We start from the raw sequence: 13,905 nt of genomic DNA on the forward strand, positions 1-13,905 counted from the left end.
CGTATCGTGGCGCGGGGCGCCTCAGTCTAGGAATTCCTGCTTGGCCCGCAGGGCGGGTACATCTTCGCGCAGGCCACGTTCGATCAGTGTAGTCACTGCCTGCGGCTGTGCGGCGTCGTTTTGCGGGAGGTCTACACCTACCGCCTGCATCTGGCTGCCGAATTTGGCATCGGCCGCAGCTGCCTGCAAGGCCTGGCGCAGCGGCGCCATGGCGGATTCGGGCGTGCCGCGCGGTGCAAAGATCGCGTTCCAGGAACGTACGTCCAGCGCGTAGCCAGCTTCCGCTGCCGTGCCGACGCCGGGCAGCTGCGCCAGCCGCTCGTTCGAGAGTATCGCAATGGCTTTGAGCTTGCCCCCCGCGATCTGTGGCAGCGAGGTGGTGGTCTGATCGCACATGAAGTCGGTCTGTCCACCCATCAGATCGCTGATGGCCGGCGCCACGCCGCGATAGGGAACATGCGTGGCCGATTGCTTGAGCGCAGCCAGAAGCAGCACGCAGCCGTAGTGCGAAATTGACCCGATGCCGGCGCTGCCGTAGGTGGCTTGCTTGCCCCGGGCGGTCAGCCAGGCGGCAAACTGCGCCAAGTCGTTGGCGGGGAAGTCGGCGTGAGCCAGCAGCAGCATGGGCGCCGACCCGGCCAACCCCACCGGCTGGAAATCGGCCACTGGGTCGTAGGGCAGTTTCGGATAGACGGCTGCGTTGGCGACGTGCGTGCCCAGCGTGCCAAAGGCCAGCGTATAGCCATCGGCGGCGGAGCGGGCCACGCGCTGCAGGCCAATGGTGCCGCCGGCGCCGCCGACGTTTTCCACCACGACGGCCTGCCCCAATCGTGCGCCCATCTGTTGGGCAAAACCACGCGCTAGCGCGTCGCTTGGGCCGCCGGCTGGAAACGGCACCACCAGCGTAATGGGGCGCTGTGGATAATCGGCCTGCTGCGCGCCCGCTGGCAGCGCGAGTAACATCAGGCCAGACAGTGCAGTCAGTCGCAGCGCAAGGCGTTGGAGCGGGTTCATGAGCGATCTCCGGCACGTCCTGCGGCAGTGGTCTGAAAGGTCTGCAGCCAGGGGAGTGCGGCTTGCAGTGTGGACGACTGCATATCGGGTTGCGGTGCTCCGTCCGGCAAGGCCAGGCCAACGCGGTTGTGCCAATAGGTGCGCAAACCAACCCGCGAAGTGCCGAACAGGTCGTATCCCGAGCCCGCCACGAATGCCGCGTCGGCCGGCTTCACATCCAGTATGTCCAGCGCCATCTGGTAAGGGCGGGGGTCTGGTTTGTAGTAGCCGGCCTGCTCGGAGGTCACGACCGTATCCCACTCGATACCCAGCAACGCTGCAGCGCGTTCACCGAGCCGTTGCGAGCAATTCGTCACGACGGCCAGGCGGCAGTGCGGACGCAATGCCTGCAGCAGCGTGCGAGCACCGTCCCATGGGGGCAGACCGTCCCAGCTCGCTTCCAGTGCGGCGGGGGCGGTCTCGGCCAAACCAACGGTGCGTGCGGCATCGCGCACCAATTGCTCGTAAGGCACGTAACGCCCACAGCCATAGGTCAGGCGCAGGTACTCGGCGCGCCAGGCACGCCCGACCGGTTCTGACCCCGCGGCGGCATTCCAGACGGTCCAGGAATCGAGCAGTGCCGTGAGCAGGTCGAACAGCACAGCACGTGGATACGCAACAGGCGCAGCAGACATGAAGAACTCCAAGGTCGATGAGCAATGCGATGACTATAGGCGAGGCTGACCCCGTTGTGATTTAATGATTCTTCATCAATCGTTAAGCTGTGCTGAATGATCAGGATCGAGAATCTGGAGCTCATCGCCGCGTTGGCCCAGGCGCCATCGCTGAGTGGCGCTGCCCGTGCACTGAATGTGACGCCGCCCGCATTGTCGATGCGGCTACGCAAACTGGAGACGGCCCTGGGTCTGGCGCTGGCGGTGCGCACCGCGCGCCGTCTGAGCCTGACGCCCGCGGGTGAGCGTTTTGCTGCGGAAGCCTCAGTCCTGCTGGCTCAACTGCAGGCCCTGCCCGAGGCGCTGCAGCGCGACGACAACAGCCTGACCGGCACGCTACGCGTCGCCGCGCCATTCGGCTATGGACGGCGTCACATCGCGCCGGTGTTGGCGCGCCTTGCGCAGCGTTATCCGGGCTTGCGGGTACAACTGGATTTGCGCGAAACGCCCTGGCCGGACTATCACGACGCCGACGCCGTCGTGCATATCGGCGCGGTGCGCGATTCGTCGTGGGTGGCGCGGCGGCTGGCTGCCAACGAGCGCTGGCTGTGTGCCAGTCCGCACTACTTGCAAGCGTTCGGCATGCCGCGCGAGCCCCGCGATCTGCTGCATCATCGCTGCATCTGCATCCGTGAGAATGACGAGGATGTCACCCTGTGGCGTTTTCGCCGGCCGGGCCGGCGCACCGCGGGGCAAAAGGCTTTTGAGACGGTGCGGGTGACAGCCGCCTACGTCTCTAACGACGGCAATGTGGCGCGAGCCTGGGCCGAACAGGGTATGGGTATGGTGGTGCGCTCGCAATGGGATGCCGAGGCAGCCGTGGCGCGTGGCACGCTGGTACGCGTGTTGCCAGCTTGGCAATTGGAGGCCGCTCCGGTCATGCTGCTGGTGCCGGGTCGCAAAGGCCGCAGTGCGCGGGTCAAGGCGTTGCTGGCATGCTTCGACGAGACTGTCTAGAGTCAGTCCTGCCCCACTTCCGTGTCGCAGGACGTCAACCTTGCACCGACTGACGCGCTCGCTGCAGTGCCTCCCGGATGATCTCCATGTCGCCAATATGATTGGCCAACAGCAGAATCAGCGCGGCATTCATTTCGGCGCTTTGTTCATCCGTCAGGCCGCAATGCGTATCGATCAAGGTCTCGTAGAACGCGTCCGGGGCGGGTAAATTGGGTTCAACGATGAGGGGCATGATGGATTCCTTCAAGCTCGGCCCAGGGCGCGTTGCAATGCTGCGTTCATGACGGTCTCGTCGAATTCACGGCGGCGAGCGGCAATATGCTGATCGGGCCGCAATAAATAGCAGGTGCCAGGGCGAGCATCGTAGCGTTGCGTGAGGCAGGCATGCTCATCCTGTACAACCGTGAAGTCATCGGGGACGATCAACGGCGCGCTGCCATCACCGATCAATACGATACGCACCGGCATGGCGCCGTGCGCGAGACGTTGCAATGCCTCCAGCGTTGTGCTGTCCGGTGCGACGGCGCCGCAAAACAACGCCAGCACAAAGCGGCCATCCAGATACGATAGCCACCAGGATTCATTGTCCTGCGCATCACGAACGGGGGCATCGAGCGCCACGGCGCCCGGCACCATGCGGCCTGTAAATGCGGCGACATTTTCTGGAGGAGCCTCGGGGCCAGCGAGTGCGTGGACATCAACCACATCCGCATCACGCGTGTTCAGCGGCGAGTCTACGTAAGTGCTGGGCAACGAGAGCCGTCCGCTATTGACCAGGCCACGCGCGAAAGGATGTTCGCGCGCCAGGTTCAAGACCGCATTACGGAAATGCCGGCTCGTCGCGCTCTTGGGCGTGATGAAATCGGTCGATCGAGTGGAGTTCAACAGGTTTTCATCAGCGGCGTGTTCGCGTTCCGAGGCATAGGTATCGATCAATGTTTCGGGTGCGATGCCGGCCAGGACCGCTTGCAATTTCCACGCCAGGTTTTCAGCATCCTGCACGCCACTGTTCGCGCCGCGTGCGCCAAAGGGCGAGACACGATGCGCAGCATCGCCCGCAAACACAATGCGCCCGTGACGAAACGCGTCCATGCGTTCGCAGGCAAAGGTATAAACACTCGCCCATTGCAATTCAAATTGCGCCTCGGCGCCCAGCAGAGCGCGAATGCGCGGCAGGACATTGGCGGGTTTGATCGCTTCTACGGGGTCGGCATTCCACCCCAGCTGGAAATCGATGCGCCATACATTATCAGGCTGCATGTGCAGCAGCACCGATTGATTCGGATGAAAAGGCGGATCGAACCAGAACCATCGCTCGGCCGGGAAATCGGCGTGCATTTTCACGTCGGCGATCAGGAATCGATCCTTAAAAACGCGGCCATGGCTTTCCTGGCCCAGCAGTTTGCGGATGGGCGAGCGTGCGCCATCACACGCAATCACCCATTCACTATGCAGTTCATACGAGCCGTCAGGTGTCTCGATACTCAAATCGACGCCGTTCGCCCGCTGCGTGACGCCCACCACTTTGTTTTTCCAGCGCAGGTCGATCAATGGGTGGGCCGCAGCGGCTTCGTACAAGAAGCCTTCGACATAGTATTGCTGCAAATTGACAAAGGCCGGACGTCGATGGCCGTGCTCGGGCAGCAGATCAAAACGCCAGACCTCCTGGTCGCGGAAAAATATTTTGCCGACGTTCCACGACACGCCCTTGCTGGTCATCCGCTCACCTATACCTAGGCGATCCCAGATTTCCAAGGTACGCTTGGCAAAACAGATAGCGCGCGATCCAGTGGACAATTTGCAATCGTCGTCCAGCACGACGACCGATACGCCGCGCTGCGCCAAGTCCAATGCAGTCGTCAGGCCGACAGGGCCAGCACCGACCACGATCACGCGATGCGATGCGGGCGCGGGGGCTGTCTGATCCGCGTGTTTTAAATAGGCGAATTCCAACGCCTGATAATCGATATCGGTCACGCATGGTCTCCTGATGACGAGCGTTTTCGCTCATCACGGCCCGTCGCCACCCCCTCTGATGGGGGACGTGCGTGAGCCTTGCGATGCAGATGTTGTTGTTACGACCCTTTGTTCGGCAGATCAGCCTTCCAACTGTTTCCACATCTCGATATCACGCTTGTCCGTCCAGATGCGCGGATCGTCGTAGCCGGAGGCTTCATCGTAGGCACGCGATACGTCAAACGGCATGCAGTGATCAAAGATGACCCAGTCGCTATAGCGAGGCTGCATGAAGTCATAAACCTCGCGGTAGATCGTCTTCAGATCTTTGCCATCGGCGACCCCGCGGTTCACGGCGCTGTACAGATCGGTCAGAAATGCGCGGGTACCAGCCAGTCCCTGCCGGACTTCGGTGGCGTTTTTCAATGCCGGTCCGCGGCCGGGAACCATTTTTTCAGCGTTGAATCCGGCCAGCGTATCCAGCGTGCCGGGCCAGTCACGGAAATAGGCGTCGCCGCAATAGGGCGTGGATTGGTATTCGACCAGATCGCCTGCAAACAGGATCTTTTGCTCTGGCAGCCAAGCGATGGTGTCACCTTTGGTATGGCCACGCCCGACTTGCAACAGTTGGACCTCCAGATTGCCCAGATTCACCGTCATGGCGCCTTGAAACGTCATGGTAGGCCACACGAGACCGGGCGGAATGGACTCAGCGTTGCGAAACAGGCGGGGAAAACGCCCGATTTCACTGGCCTTGTCCTGCTCACCGCGCTCGGCGATCAGGTCGTACGTGTCGCGGCTGGCCAGAATTTCCTGTGCGTTATAGGCCGAGGCGCCGAACACGCGCACCGCATGGTAGTGCGACAGCAGGATGTATTTGATCGGCTTGTCGGTGACTTCGCGGATGCGGCGAATGACATCCTGCGCCATGACGGGCGTTGCCTGAGTGTCGATCACCATCACGGCTTCGTCGCCGATGATGACGCCCGTGTTCGGGTCGCCCTCGGCGGTGTAGGCGTAGGCGTTGTCGGAAAGCTTGTCGAACGACACGACCTTGTCGGCCATGTCAGCGTGCGAAGCGAATTGTTTGCTCACGATGTCTCCTTGTTTTATTTCGGCCGACGGGCCGCGGCGATGGAGGCAATATTAAATTGCAATTCGTTTTTATGCAATACGTTCGCTATAAACGAATTATCGAAGCACGTCCGTCGTGTTCGTGGTGAGCAGGCGTAAGCAGGCTCCATCCGGGATGGTCGTTCGCCGTGCCGGGCGGACCGCCGCAGAGAGGCGTCATTGGGGGCGCACGGCCGTCCCCAAACTCGTTCGCGCACAGCCTGCTTCTGCGCTCAGGGGAGGCGCGAGCTATCCGGGACAGGAGGGAATGCAGGGCGCGGAGGGCGGCTTATCGCCGTTGGCAGCGAGGGCAGTAATAAGTGGCGCGTTGGCCTTGGGCCAATCGCCGGATAGGCGTGCTGCAAACCCGGCAGGGCTGGCCGTCACGTTCGTAGACAGCGGCATGGATATCGAAATAGCTGCCCGGTTGCCCGGTCGCACCCACATAGTCGCGCAGGGTGCTGCCGCCCGACGCCAGCGCATCGGCCAGCGTGGCCCGGATGCTGTCGGCCAGCCGCGTGCACCGCGCCAGAGAGACCCGGCTGGCTGGCGTCCGAGGATCGATTCCAGCTCGAAACAGGCTTTCCGAAGCGTAAATGTTACCCACGCCGACCACGGCGCTGCCCGCCAGCAAAGCCTGCTTGATGGCCATGCTGCGGCCACGAAACTGCTGGTACAGCCAAGCTCCATCAAAGCGTGGATCAAACGGCTCGATTCCCAGCTTTGCCAACAAGGGGTGGGCAATGATCGGCCCATCGCTATCCGGATGCCACAGCACCGCGCCAAAACGGCGCGGATCGTGCAGCCGCAGCGTAGTGTGCTCGAAGATCCAGTCGACGTGATCGTGTTTACGCGGGGCCTCGTCTGCCGGCACGCTGCGCAGCGACCCCGACATGCCCAGGTGCACAATCTGCGTACCATGTTCGAAACGTAGTAACAGATATTTGCCGCGGCGCGCACATTCCAGGACCGTACGATCGGAAAGCAGTGAGGGCAGTTCAGCAGGGATAGGCCAACGCATACGGGCCTCGCGCACGACCAGGCGGCGCAGTGTCTTGCCGGTAATGACGGCGTCGATTCCGCGACGCGTTGTTTCGACTTCGGGGAGTTCCGGCATGAGCCAGTGTAAGATGATCAAACGTTGTACAGATGATTGTGCCATTAACCGGGCGGGTCGTGTGAAGTCGTCATTCAAATCAGTTCATTTCCTAACTTCCGTGCTGGCGTTTGCGCTGGCCGGCTTACAGCCATTACCGGCGCTGGCCGCCGGTGCCGTTCCGGGCGATGCCACAGGGCCGCGCATGGGCACTCAGCCCCGAGGCCCAGAGACCCAAGTCATACGCTTGCGGCCCGGCCAACTGCCTTATGTATCGCTGACAGGCGATATCTTTTTTCGCATCATGGCGTCCGAGATCGCGGCGCAACGCGGCATGTACGACACGGCGGCAACGACCTTGTTGGGGCTGTCGCAGGAAACCGGTGATCCCCGCTTGGCGCGTCGCGCGCTGGAATTCCAGCTTGCGGGCGGTAACTTGCCGGGCGCTTTAGCGGCCGCGCGCACCTGGTCACGCCAGGCGCCTCGCGATCTGGAGGCCAGCTCCACCGAGCTGGCTTTAGCTGCCGCCAATGGCGAAACGACGGGGTTGTCTGCAGCATTGCGCAACCGCATCGATGCCTCTCCGAACAAGCCCGCTGCGATTGCCCAGGCGCTCGGAGTGCTCAGCCGCCTCAATGATCGCCGCCTGGCTCTGCGGATTTTGAATGAATCGTTCAGCCCCGAGGTGCGCAAGCTGCCCGAGGCGCATCTGGCGCTGGCCGATGTGGCTCAAGCTGCCGGCGAAGACGCCCGCGCTGTGGCCGAATCGCGCGCTGCATTGCAGGCCGATCCGAGCTCGGAAGCCGCCGCGCAACGCGTACTGGAATATGGTGCGAGAGTCGATCCGGTCCGTGCAGAAAGCGAGGCACGCGCCTTTTTGGCCAAACACCCCGATGCCCGTAAATTGCATTTGTCGCTGGCGGGCCTGATCGCCGATCGGGGCGATTACGACGGGGCGTTGGCCGAATTGCAGGTGATGTCGCGCCGTGCACCAGAGGACTTTGACCTGCTGTACCTGCAGGCACAGTTGGCTTACAAGGCCAACCGGAAAGACCAGGCGCGCGTATTGCTCCAGGAATATCTCGACGTCCAGAATCAACGCCAGGAGGCCATCGCCGAAGGGGCAACCGATGCGGGCGCCGCCGAGGCCGATGCGCGCGTTCTGCTCTCGCGTATCGCCGAGGACCAGGGTCAGTACGATGAGGCCATCTCGCAGTTGGGCCAGATCGACGACCCGGCTCTGCGCTATTCCGCGCAGATGCGTCAAGCGGGATTACGCGCCAAACAAGGGCGTGTGAACGAGGCGCTGACGATGGTCGATGCCGCGCAGCCCAATGACGAAGACGACCAGATCCAGGGCGTGCTGACCAAGGCGCAGATATTGCGTGACGCCGATCGTATCGACGAGGCGGTCAAGGTCCTGGAGGCGGCCAATCAGGCTCAGCCCGACACCATTGAGATCAAATACGAACTGGCGATGCTGTACGAACGTCAGGGACGCTACAAAGAACTGGAAACACAGCTGCGGCAGGTCATTGCGCTCGATCCCGATCATGCGCATGCCTACAACGCCTTGGGTTATACCCTGGCGGATCGCAACGAGCGTCTGCCCGAGGCGTTGGACCTGATTACGCAGGCGCTGGAATTGCTGCCCGACAATCCCTTTGTGCTGGACAGCATGGGCTGGGTCAAATTCCGTATGGGCGATAGCCAGGCGGCAGCAGACTACTTGTCGCGCGCCTATGCGCAACAGCCCGAGGCGGATATCGCCGCCCACTGGGCCGAGGTATTGTGGACCCGGGGACAGCGCGCAAAAGCCCAGGAGTTACTGCAGGCCGGGTTCAAAAAGGATCCGAAAAACCGCACCTTGTTAGACACCGCCAAACGGCTTGGCGTGCAGCTTGAGGGCGCGAAATGAGCGGGAGCTTTACAAGATTGCGCGCTTGGTTGTTTGCAGGGGCTTGCGCTTTGGTGACGGCTTGCACCAGCGTGCCCGAGGCACCCATGAGTACGGACAACGGTGCGTTCTCCCGTAACGGCCGTTTCGCGATCACCGTCACAGAGTCCGATGGGCAACAAAAGGCCGTGCAGGGCGGGTTTGACTGGCACGACGACGGCAGCCGCTATCGTCTGGATCTGACTACCCCATTAGGGTCTATCCAGGCGCGCGTCGAAGGCCGTCCGGGACACGCCACGCTGACCAAGGCCGACGGTGCCGTTTACGAGGCCCGCAACCCCGACGAATTGGCTGAAGAAGCCCTCGGCGGCCCGATTCCCGTATCGAATCTGCGCGATTGGATGCGTGGCCGTGTCGCCGATACCTCGGCCACGGATGTGCAGCGTGACGACTTGGGCCACCCCGTTTCGTTCCAGCAGAACGGCTGGCAAGCCCGTCTGTCGCGTTACGACACGCAGGGTCCGGGCCTGCTGGTATTGCAGCGCGTCGAGCCAGGCCGCCGCATTGCGGTACGGCTGGCAGTTGATCAGCCATGATGTATGACGTTCCGGCGCCGGCCAAGCTGAATTTATTTCTGCATGTGGTTGGCCGCCGTGCCGATGGTTATCATCTGCTGCAGACGGCATTTCGATTCATAGACCTATGTGACACGCTGCATTTTGAGGCACGCGGCGATGGCCGTATCGAGCGTGTTTCGGATGTACCTGGCGTACCGCCCGAGCAAGACCTCACCGTACGCGCGGCCCGCGCGTTGCAACAGGCGGCCGGTGTTCGGCAGGGGGTCAATATCGCTCTCGAAAAACAGATTCCCCAAGGCGGCGGCCTGGGCGGGGGCTCCAGTGATGCCGCCTCGACGCTGATTGCACTGAATCGCCTGTGGGGTACGGGCCTGTCACGCCGTGAGCTGATGGCCTTGGCCTTGCCGCTAGGTGCTGATGTCCCGGTATTTGTGTTCGGACAATCTGCTTTTGCCGAGGGGGTCGGGGAAATCTTGTCTCCCCTGGACCTGCCTGCCGCGACCTATTTAGTGGCTCAGCCCGACACGAGTGTGCCCACCGCAAATATTTTTTCCGATCCGGATTTGACAAGGGATTCTTCTTCCGTCACAATAGCGGACTTTCTTGCTTCACAAAATTTTGGTGCAGGCACTGCAGCGCAGGCAGCACCGGGATTTTTCGGCAGAAACGACTTGGAACCGGTGGTTTACCGGCGCTATCCAGAGGTTTCTCAGGCAGCGCAGTGGCTATCGGGGCGTGGTCTCCACGTCCGCATGTCGGGGTCTGGCGCGTGTTTGTTCGCCCAGTTTTCGACAGCCAGCCAGGCCGTTTTGGCGGAGCACGAAATTACCGCTACAATGCGCGTCGCTGGTAAATTAACTAGCAACACGCAAGTCGGATTCAGGTTGATACGGGTATGTCCCGGGTTGGCTGAGCATCCGTTGCGGGACTGGATCGCAAGATAGTTGGGGAGTCGCCAAGCTGGTTAAGGCACCGGATTTTGATTCCGGCATGCGAAGGTTCGAATCCTTCCTCCCCAGCCAAAAATTTCAATAAAAAAGCTGTTGAACGCGCCTGTCAGACACTGGCCTCGGTTCAGCAGCTTTTTTATTTGCCGGGTTTCCGGCGTGTATCTCCGTACAGCAGTACACGTTTTCGCGTCTTAACCGACCATCGCAGCAGCTTCCATCATGGCAAACGACAGCTTCATGATCTTCACCGGCACAGCCAACACCCGCTTGGCTGTGGACGTAGTCAACCATCTGGATATGTCTCTCGGCAAAATGACCGTCGGCCGATTTTCCGATGGCGAGGTGATGGTTGAAATCAACGAAAACGTGCGCGGCAAAGACGTTTTTGTTTTACAGCCCACCTGTGCACCTACCAATGACAACCTGATGGAAATCATGGTCATGGTAGATGCCCTGCGTCGCGCGTCGGCTGGCCGCATCACTGCCGCCATTCCGTACTTCGGCTATGCCCGCCAGGACCGCCGCCCGCGTTCGGCACGTGTGGCGATCTCGGCCAAGGTCGTGGCCAACATGCTCCAGGTCGCCGGCGTTGACCGCGTACTGACCATGGACTTGCATGCTGACCAGATCCAGGGCTTTTTCGACATTCCGGTCGACAACATTTACGCCGGTCCGATTTTGCTGGGCGACATTTGGCGCCGCAATTTCTCCAACCTGGTCGTGGTGTCGCCCGATATCGGCGGCGTGGTGCGTGCTCGTGCACTGGCCAAGCAGCTCGAAGCCGACCTGGCCATCATCGACAAACGCCGCCCTCGTGCGAACGTGTCCGAGGTCATGAACATCATCGGCGAGGTCGATGGCCGTACCTGCATCATCATGGATGACATGGTGGATACCGCCGGCACGCTGTGCAAGGCCGCTCAGGCCCTGAAAGACCGTGGCGCCGGTGCTGTTTACGCGTATTGCACGCACCCCGTGTTGTCCGGTGGCGCGATCGACCGCATCGAGGGCTCCGAGCTCGACGAGCTGGTCGTGACCGACACCATCCCGCTGTCCGAGCAAGGCCAAGCCAGCAGCAAGATCCGCCAGCTGTCCTGCGCGGCATTGCTGGGCGAAACCATTCTGCGTATTTCCAACGCCGAATCGGTCAGCTCACTGTTTACCGACTGACGTTATCGACGTCAGTCCGCATTTTCGAATTTGCCCGCTTGCTGGTCGCGGCAGGGGGGCGAACAACACGGTACGCATGTCGCGTGCCGTGTCACTTAACCGGCAGTGTCGCCACTGCCAGATTGTCTGGAGTCATCCATGAAATTCAATGCCACTGCGCGTAGCGTCCAGGGTTCGAGTGCGAGCCGCCGCCTGCGCCGCGCGGGCCGCGTTCCTGCCATCGTTTATGGCGGTAAGGCTGCCCCCCTGAACATCGAACTCGACCACAACGAAATCTTCCACGCCCTGCGCAAAGAAGAATTCCACGCTTCGATCCTGCAAATGCACGTCGACAGCAACAAGGCAGAGCCCGTTCTGCTGCGTTCGGTTCAATGGCACGCCTACAAGCCGCAAGTCTTGCACGTCGACTTCCAACGCGTCGATGCTGGCCAAGCCCTGCACACCAAGGTGCCCCTGCACTTCATCAACGGCGACGAATCGCCCGCGGTCAAGCTGAGCAGCGCCATCATCAGCCATGTGGTTACCGAACTGGAAATCACCTGCCTGCCGGCCGCCTTGCCTCAGTTCATCGAAGTCAACCTGGCTGACCTGCTGGGCGGCGCTTCGGTGCACTTGGCCGACATCAAGTTGCCCAAGGGCGTGACCTACGTGGCGCACGGTGGCGATGCCAACCCGTTGTTGGCCACGGCTCTGGTCAAGGGCGGCGGTGCTGCTGCTGACGAAGGCGAAGGCGAAGCCCCCGCTGAAGCCTAAGCCAGTGCTCTCGGCCTGAGCCGAGCACCAGCGCAAACCCTGCGTATGCTTTTCGCATTCGCAGGGTTTTGTTTTTTTGTCTTGCAGCGATGCAAAGTCAAAAGACAGTCATTCCCCTTTATCATGCTCCCCATGTCTACTGCTATCCGTCTCATCGTGGGTTTGGGTAATCCTGGCCCGGAATACGAAACCACCCGCCATAACGCCGGGTTCTGGCTGGCCGACCATTTGGCCGACGATTTGCATGCCAGCTTCAACCTGGAAAAGAGCTTCTTTGGCTTGGTCGCCAAAGCGCGTCGCGCAGGCGAAAACGTGTTGTTGGCCAAGCCCATCACCTACATGAACCGCTCGGGCCAGTCGGTGGGCGCATTGGCGAGGTTTTACAAACTCACGCCTGAACAGGTATTAGTGTTGCATGACGAACTGGATCTGCTGCCGGGTCAGGTGAAACTGAAGCAAGGCGGCGGCCATGCAGGCCACAATGGCCTGAAAGACATCCAGGCCGCCCTGGGCAGTCCGAATTTCTGGCGCCTGCGTATCGGTATCGGCCATCCTCGTTCGTTGGGCCTGGCGCAACAAGTCGCCGATTTTGTTTTGCATCCGCCGCGCCGAGACGAACAGACCGCTATCGACGAGGTGATTCGCCGTTGCCGCGTGGTGGTGCCGGCCATGCTGGATGGCGATATTGAGCGCGCTACGCGCGAACTGCATAGCGGTAATTCGGCCTGAGCGAGATGAACACGACCTTGGCCACCCCGCAAGGCAAGCTGCGATTCCGGCAAGAGCTCGCTGATTTCTGGCACTTTTTTCGCCAGCCGGACTTGCGCCGATTGCCGGGCCGCCGCGCCAGCAGTGGATTGGCCAGCGATTGGTGGCCGGGAATCCCGTTAGGCCGTCTGCTCGCCTGGGCTGGGATTTTGTGGCTGGTGAATTTCATCGCACTAGGGCCTCTCGCCGTTCTGGCGGCGAACTCCGGTGGCGCAGCCCATCGTATGGACCCTGCCGCGATTCCCTGGCTGACAGCCATCTTGTGGGCGCCGTTGATCGAGGAAATGTTGTTCCGCTACGGCTTGCGCCGGCCCCGGCAGGCCCTATGGGTATGTCCTGCCATGCTGCCGCCTTTGTTGTGGGGCGTGCAGGGATGGACGATCGCATGGGCCGTGGCGGTCATATTGCTGGCCAGCCTGCCGCTGCGACGTGGCTGTATCAAACGGTCAGGCTGGCAGATGGACTGGCGTCGTTATTATCGTTGGCGGTTCGGCTGGGTCTATCATCTATCCGCACTGATATTCGCCGCGGTGCATCTGAACAATTTCCGCCTGGCCGATGTTCCCTATTGGATGTTGCCCTTGCTGGTCTTGCCTCAATGGTCGGCTGGTTTGGTGGTGGGATGGATGCGCGTGCGGCGGGGCATAGGCGCGGCCATTCTCTTGCATGGCATTTTCAATTCCGGCCCGATATTGATCATCATGCTGGTATTGAATCGAGCGGGATAATCAGTTGTTTCAGCGTGTTTAGCTCTTTGTAATCTTTTTTCATAGCGGCCATGCAAAAACGCCCCCTCGGAGGGCAGCAAACCGAAGGCGCGGCGTGGGGGCTTTTTTGGACGTCATGGTTGTAGTCTGTGGCATGCGTCGGTTGGAGTTCTTTTGGCGCAGGAGGTCGGCGTGTAAAAGCCCCGCCGGGCCTATCGCCGCGACTCGGCCCA

Annotated in this window: 14 protein-coding genes and 1 tRNA gene; 9 read left to right on the forward strand and 6 right to left on the reverse strand. The window is 61.2% G+C overall.

The annotated features are described in order from the left end of the window. Positions 1–21: 21 nt before the first annotated feature. Complete coding sequence (locus ACYVI2_RS20090) at positions 22–1,014, reverse strand: tripartite tricarboxylate transporter substrate-binding protein (RefSeq protein ID WP_415821535.1); 993 nt, start codon at positions 1,012–1,014, stop codon at positions 22–24. Beyond that, entirely contained in the window at positions 1,011–1,688 is a 678-nt protein-coding gene (locus tag ACYVI2_RS20095) for an HAD family hydrolase (RefSeq protein WP_415821534.1), read from the reverse strand. The genes ACYVI2_RS20090 and ACYVI2_RS20095 overlap by 4 nt, the downstream gene beginning before the upstream one ends. A gap of 96 nt (positions 1,689–1,784) precedes the next feature. On the opposite strand from ACYVI2_RS20095, the gene ACYVI2_RS20100 reads away from it, so the two are divergent. Then, complete coding sequence (locus ACYVI2_RS20100) at positions 1,785–2,684, forward strand: LysR family transcriptional regulator (protein WP_415821533.1); 900 nt, start codon at positions 1,785–1,787, stop codon at positions 2,682–2,684. 34 nt (positions 2,685–2,718) lie between these two features. Here ACYVI2_RS20100 and ACYVI2_RS20105 read toward each other — a convergent pair whose 3' ends face one another. The 4 genes from ACYVI2_RS20105 to mutM all read right to left on the reverse strand — a co-directional run bounded on the left by ACYVI2_RS20105 (position 2,719) and on the right by mutM (position 6,870). Beyond that, positions 2,719–2,916, reverse strand: coding sequence for a DUF2783 domain-containing protein (locus ACYVI2_RS20105; RefSeq protein ID WP_415821532.1), 198 nt, complete (start codon positions 2,914–2,916; stop codon positions 2,719–2,721). Between the two features lie 11 nt (positions 2,917–2,927). Further along, positions 2,928–4,661, reverse strand: coding sequence for an FAD-dependent oxidoreductase (locus ACYVI2_RS20110; RefSeq protein WP_415821531.1), 1,734 nt, complete (start codon positions 4,659–4,661; stop codon positions 2,928–2,930). A gap of 120 nt (positions 4,662–4,781) precedes the next feature. Beyond that, entirely contained in the window at positions 4,782–5,735 is a 954-nt protein-coding gene (locus tag ACYVI2_RS20115) for an MBL fold metallo-hydrolase (protein WP_415821530.1), read from the reverse strand. Positions 5,736–6,042: 307 nt separating this feature from the next. Continuing rightward, the gene (mutM, locus tag ACYVI2_RS20120; RefSeq protein ID WP_415821529.1) at positions 6,043–6,870 is read right to left on the reverse strand and encodes a bifunctional DNA-formamidopyrimidine glycosylase/DNA-(apurinic or apyrimidinic site) lyase; all 828 of its coding nucleotides are present in this window, start codon (positions 6,868–6,870) and stop codon (positions 6,043–6,045) included. On the opposite strand from mutM, the gene ACYVI2_RS20125 reads away from it, so the two are divergent. From ACYVI2_RS20125 to ACYVI2_RS20160, 8 genes are all read left to right on the forward strand, one after another. Next, positions 6,869–8,767, forward strand: a complete 1,899-nt coding sequence (locus ACYVI2_RS20125; RefSeq protein WP_415821528.1) for a tetratricopeptide repeat protein — start codon at positions 6,869–6,871, stop codon at positions 8,765–8,767. The genes mutM and ACYVI2_RS20125 overlap by 2 nt on opposite strands. Beyond that, positions 8,764–9,342 (forward strand): lipoprotein insertase outer membrane protein LolB, encoded by a 579-nt coding sequence (gene lolB, locus ACYVI2_RS20130; RefSeq protein ID WP_415821527.1) that lies wholly within the window; start codon positions 8,764–8,766, stop codon positions 9,340–9,342. Before ACYVI2_RS20125 ends, lolB begins: the two co-directional genes overlap by 4 nt. Then, positions 9,339–10,268, forward strand: coding sequence for a 4-(cytidine 5'-diphospho)-2-C-methyl-D-erythritol kinase (gene ispE / locus ACYVI2_RS20135; RefSeq protein WP_415821526.1), 930 nt, complete (start codon positions 9,339–9,341; stop codon positions 10,266–10,268). The genes lolB and ispE overlap by 4 nt, the downstream gene beginning before the upstream one ends. Position 10,269: 1 nt before the next feature. Then, positions 10,270–10,346: transfer RNA gene (locus tag ACYVI2_RS20140), tRNA-Gln, on the forward strand. Between the two features lie 147 nt (positions 10,347–10,493). Then, on the forward strand, positions 10,494–11,444 hold the full coding sequence (locus ACYVI2_RS20145; protein WP_415806726.1) for a ribose-phosphate pyrophosphokinase: 951 nt from the start codon (positions 10,494–10,496) through the stop codon (positions 11,442–11,444). A 138-nt stretch (positions 11,445–11,582) separates the two neighbouring features. Beyond that, positions 11,583–12,197, forward strand: coding sequence for a 50S ribosomal protein L25/general stress protein Ctc (locus ACYVI2_RS20150; RefSeq protein WP_415821524.1), 615 nt, complete (start codon positions 11,583–11,585; stop codon positions 12,195–12,197). A 132-nt stretch (positions 12,198–12,329) separates the two neighbouring features. Continuing rightward, positions 12,330–12,926, forward strand: coding sequence for an aminoacyl-tRNA hydrolase (gene pth, locus ACYVI2_RS20155; RefSeq protein WP_415821522.1), 597 nt, complete (start codon positions 12,330–12,332; stop codon positions 12,924–12,926). Positions 12,927–12,931: 5 nt separating this feature from the next. Beyond that, entirely contained in the window at positions 12,932–13,693 is a 762-nt protein-coding gene (locus tag ACYVI2_RS20160; protein ID WP_415821520.1) for a CPBP family glutamic-type intramembrane protease, read from the forward strand. Positions 13,694–13,905 lie beyond the last annotated feature (212 nt).

The sequence above is a fragment of the Bordetella tumbae genome (assembly GCF_054780995.1).

Coding starts and splice junctions, on each gene's coding strand:
- ACYVI2_RS20095 (WP_415821534.1), bottom strand. CDS start 1,688: ATGTCTGCTGCGCCTGTTGCGTATCCACGTGCTGTGCTGTTCGACCTG.
- ACYVI2_RS20105 (WP_415821532.1), bottom strand. CDS start 2,916: ATGCCCCTCATCGTTGAACCCAATTTACCCGCCCCGGACGCGTTCTAC.
- ACYVI2_RS20150 (WP_415821524.1), top strand. CDS start 11,583: ATGAAATTCAATGCCACTGCGCGTAGCGTCCAGGGTTCGAGTGCGAGC.
- ACYVI2_RS20125 (WP_415821528.1), top strand. CDS start 6,869: ATGAGCCAGTGTAAGATGATCAAACGTTGTACAGATGATTGTGCCATT.
- pth (WP_415821522.1), top strand. CDS start 12,330: ATGTCTACTGCTATCCGTCTCATCGTGGGTTTGGGTAATCCTGGCCCG.
- lolB (WP_415821527.1), top strand. CDS start 8,764: ATGAGCGGGAGCTTTACAAGATTGCGCGCTTGGTTGTTTGCAGGGGCT.
- ACYVI2_RS20160 (WP_415821520.1), top strand. CDS start 12,932: ATGAACACGACCTTGGCCACCCCGCAAGGCAAGCTGCGATTCCGGCAA.
- ACYVI2_RS20145 (WP_415806726.1), top strand. CDS start 10,494: ATGGCAAACGACAGCTTCATGATCTTCACCGGCACAGCCAACACCCGC.
- ACYVI2_RS20100 (WP_415821533.1), top strand. CDS start 1,785: ATGATCAGGATCGAGAATCTGGAGCTCATCGCCGCGTTGGCCCAGGCG.
- ACYVI2_RS20090 (WP_415821535.1), bottom strand. CDS start 1,014: ATGAACCCGCTCCAACGCCTTGCGCTGCGACTGACTGCACTGTCTGGC.
- ispE (WP_415821526.1), top strand. CDS start 9,339: ATGATGTATGACGTTCCGGCGCCGGCCAAGCTGAATTTATTTCTGCAT.
- mutM (WP_415821529.1), bottom strand. CDS start 6,870: ATGCCGGAACTCCCCGAAGTCGAAACAACGCGTCGCGGAATCGACGCC.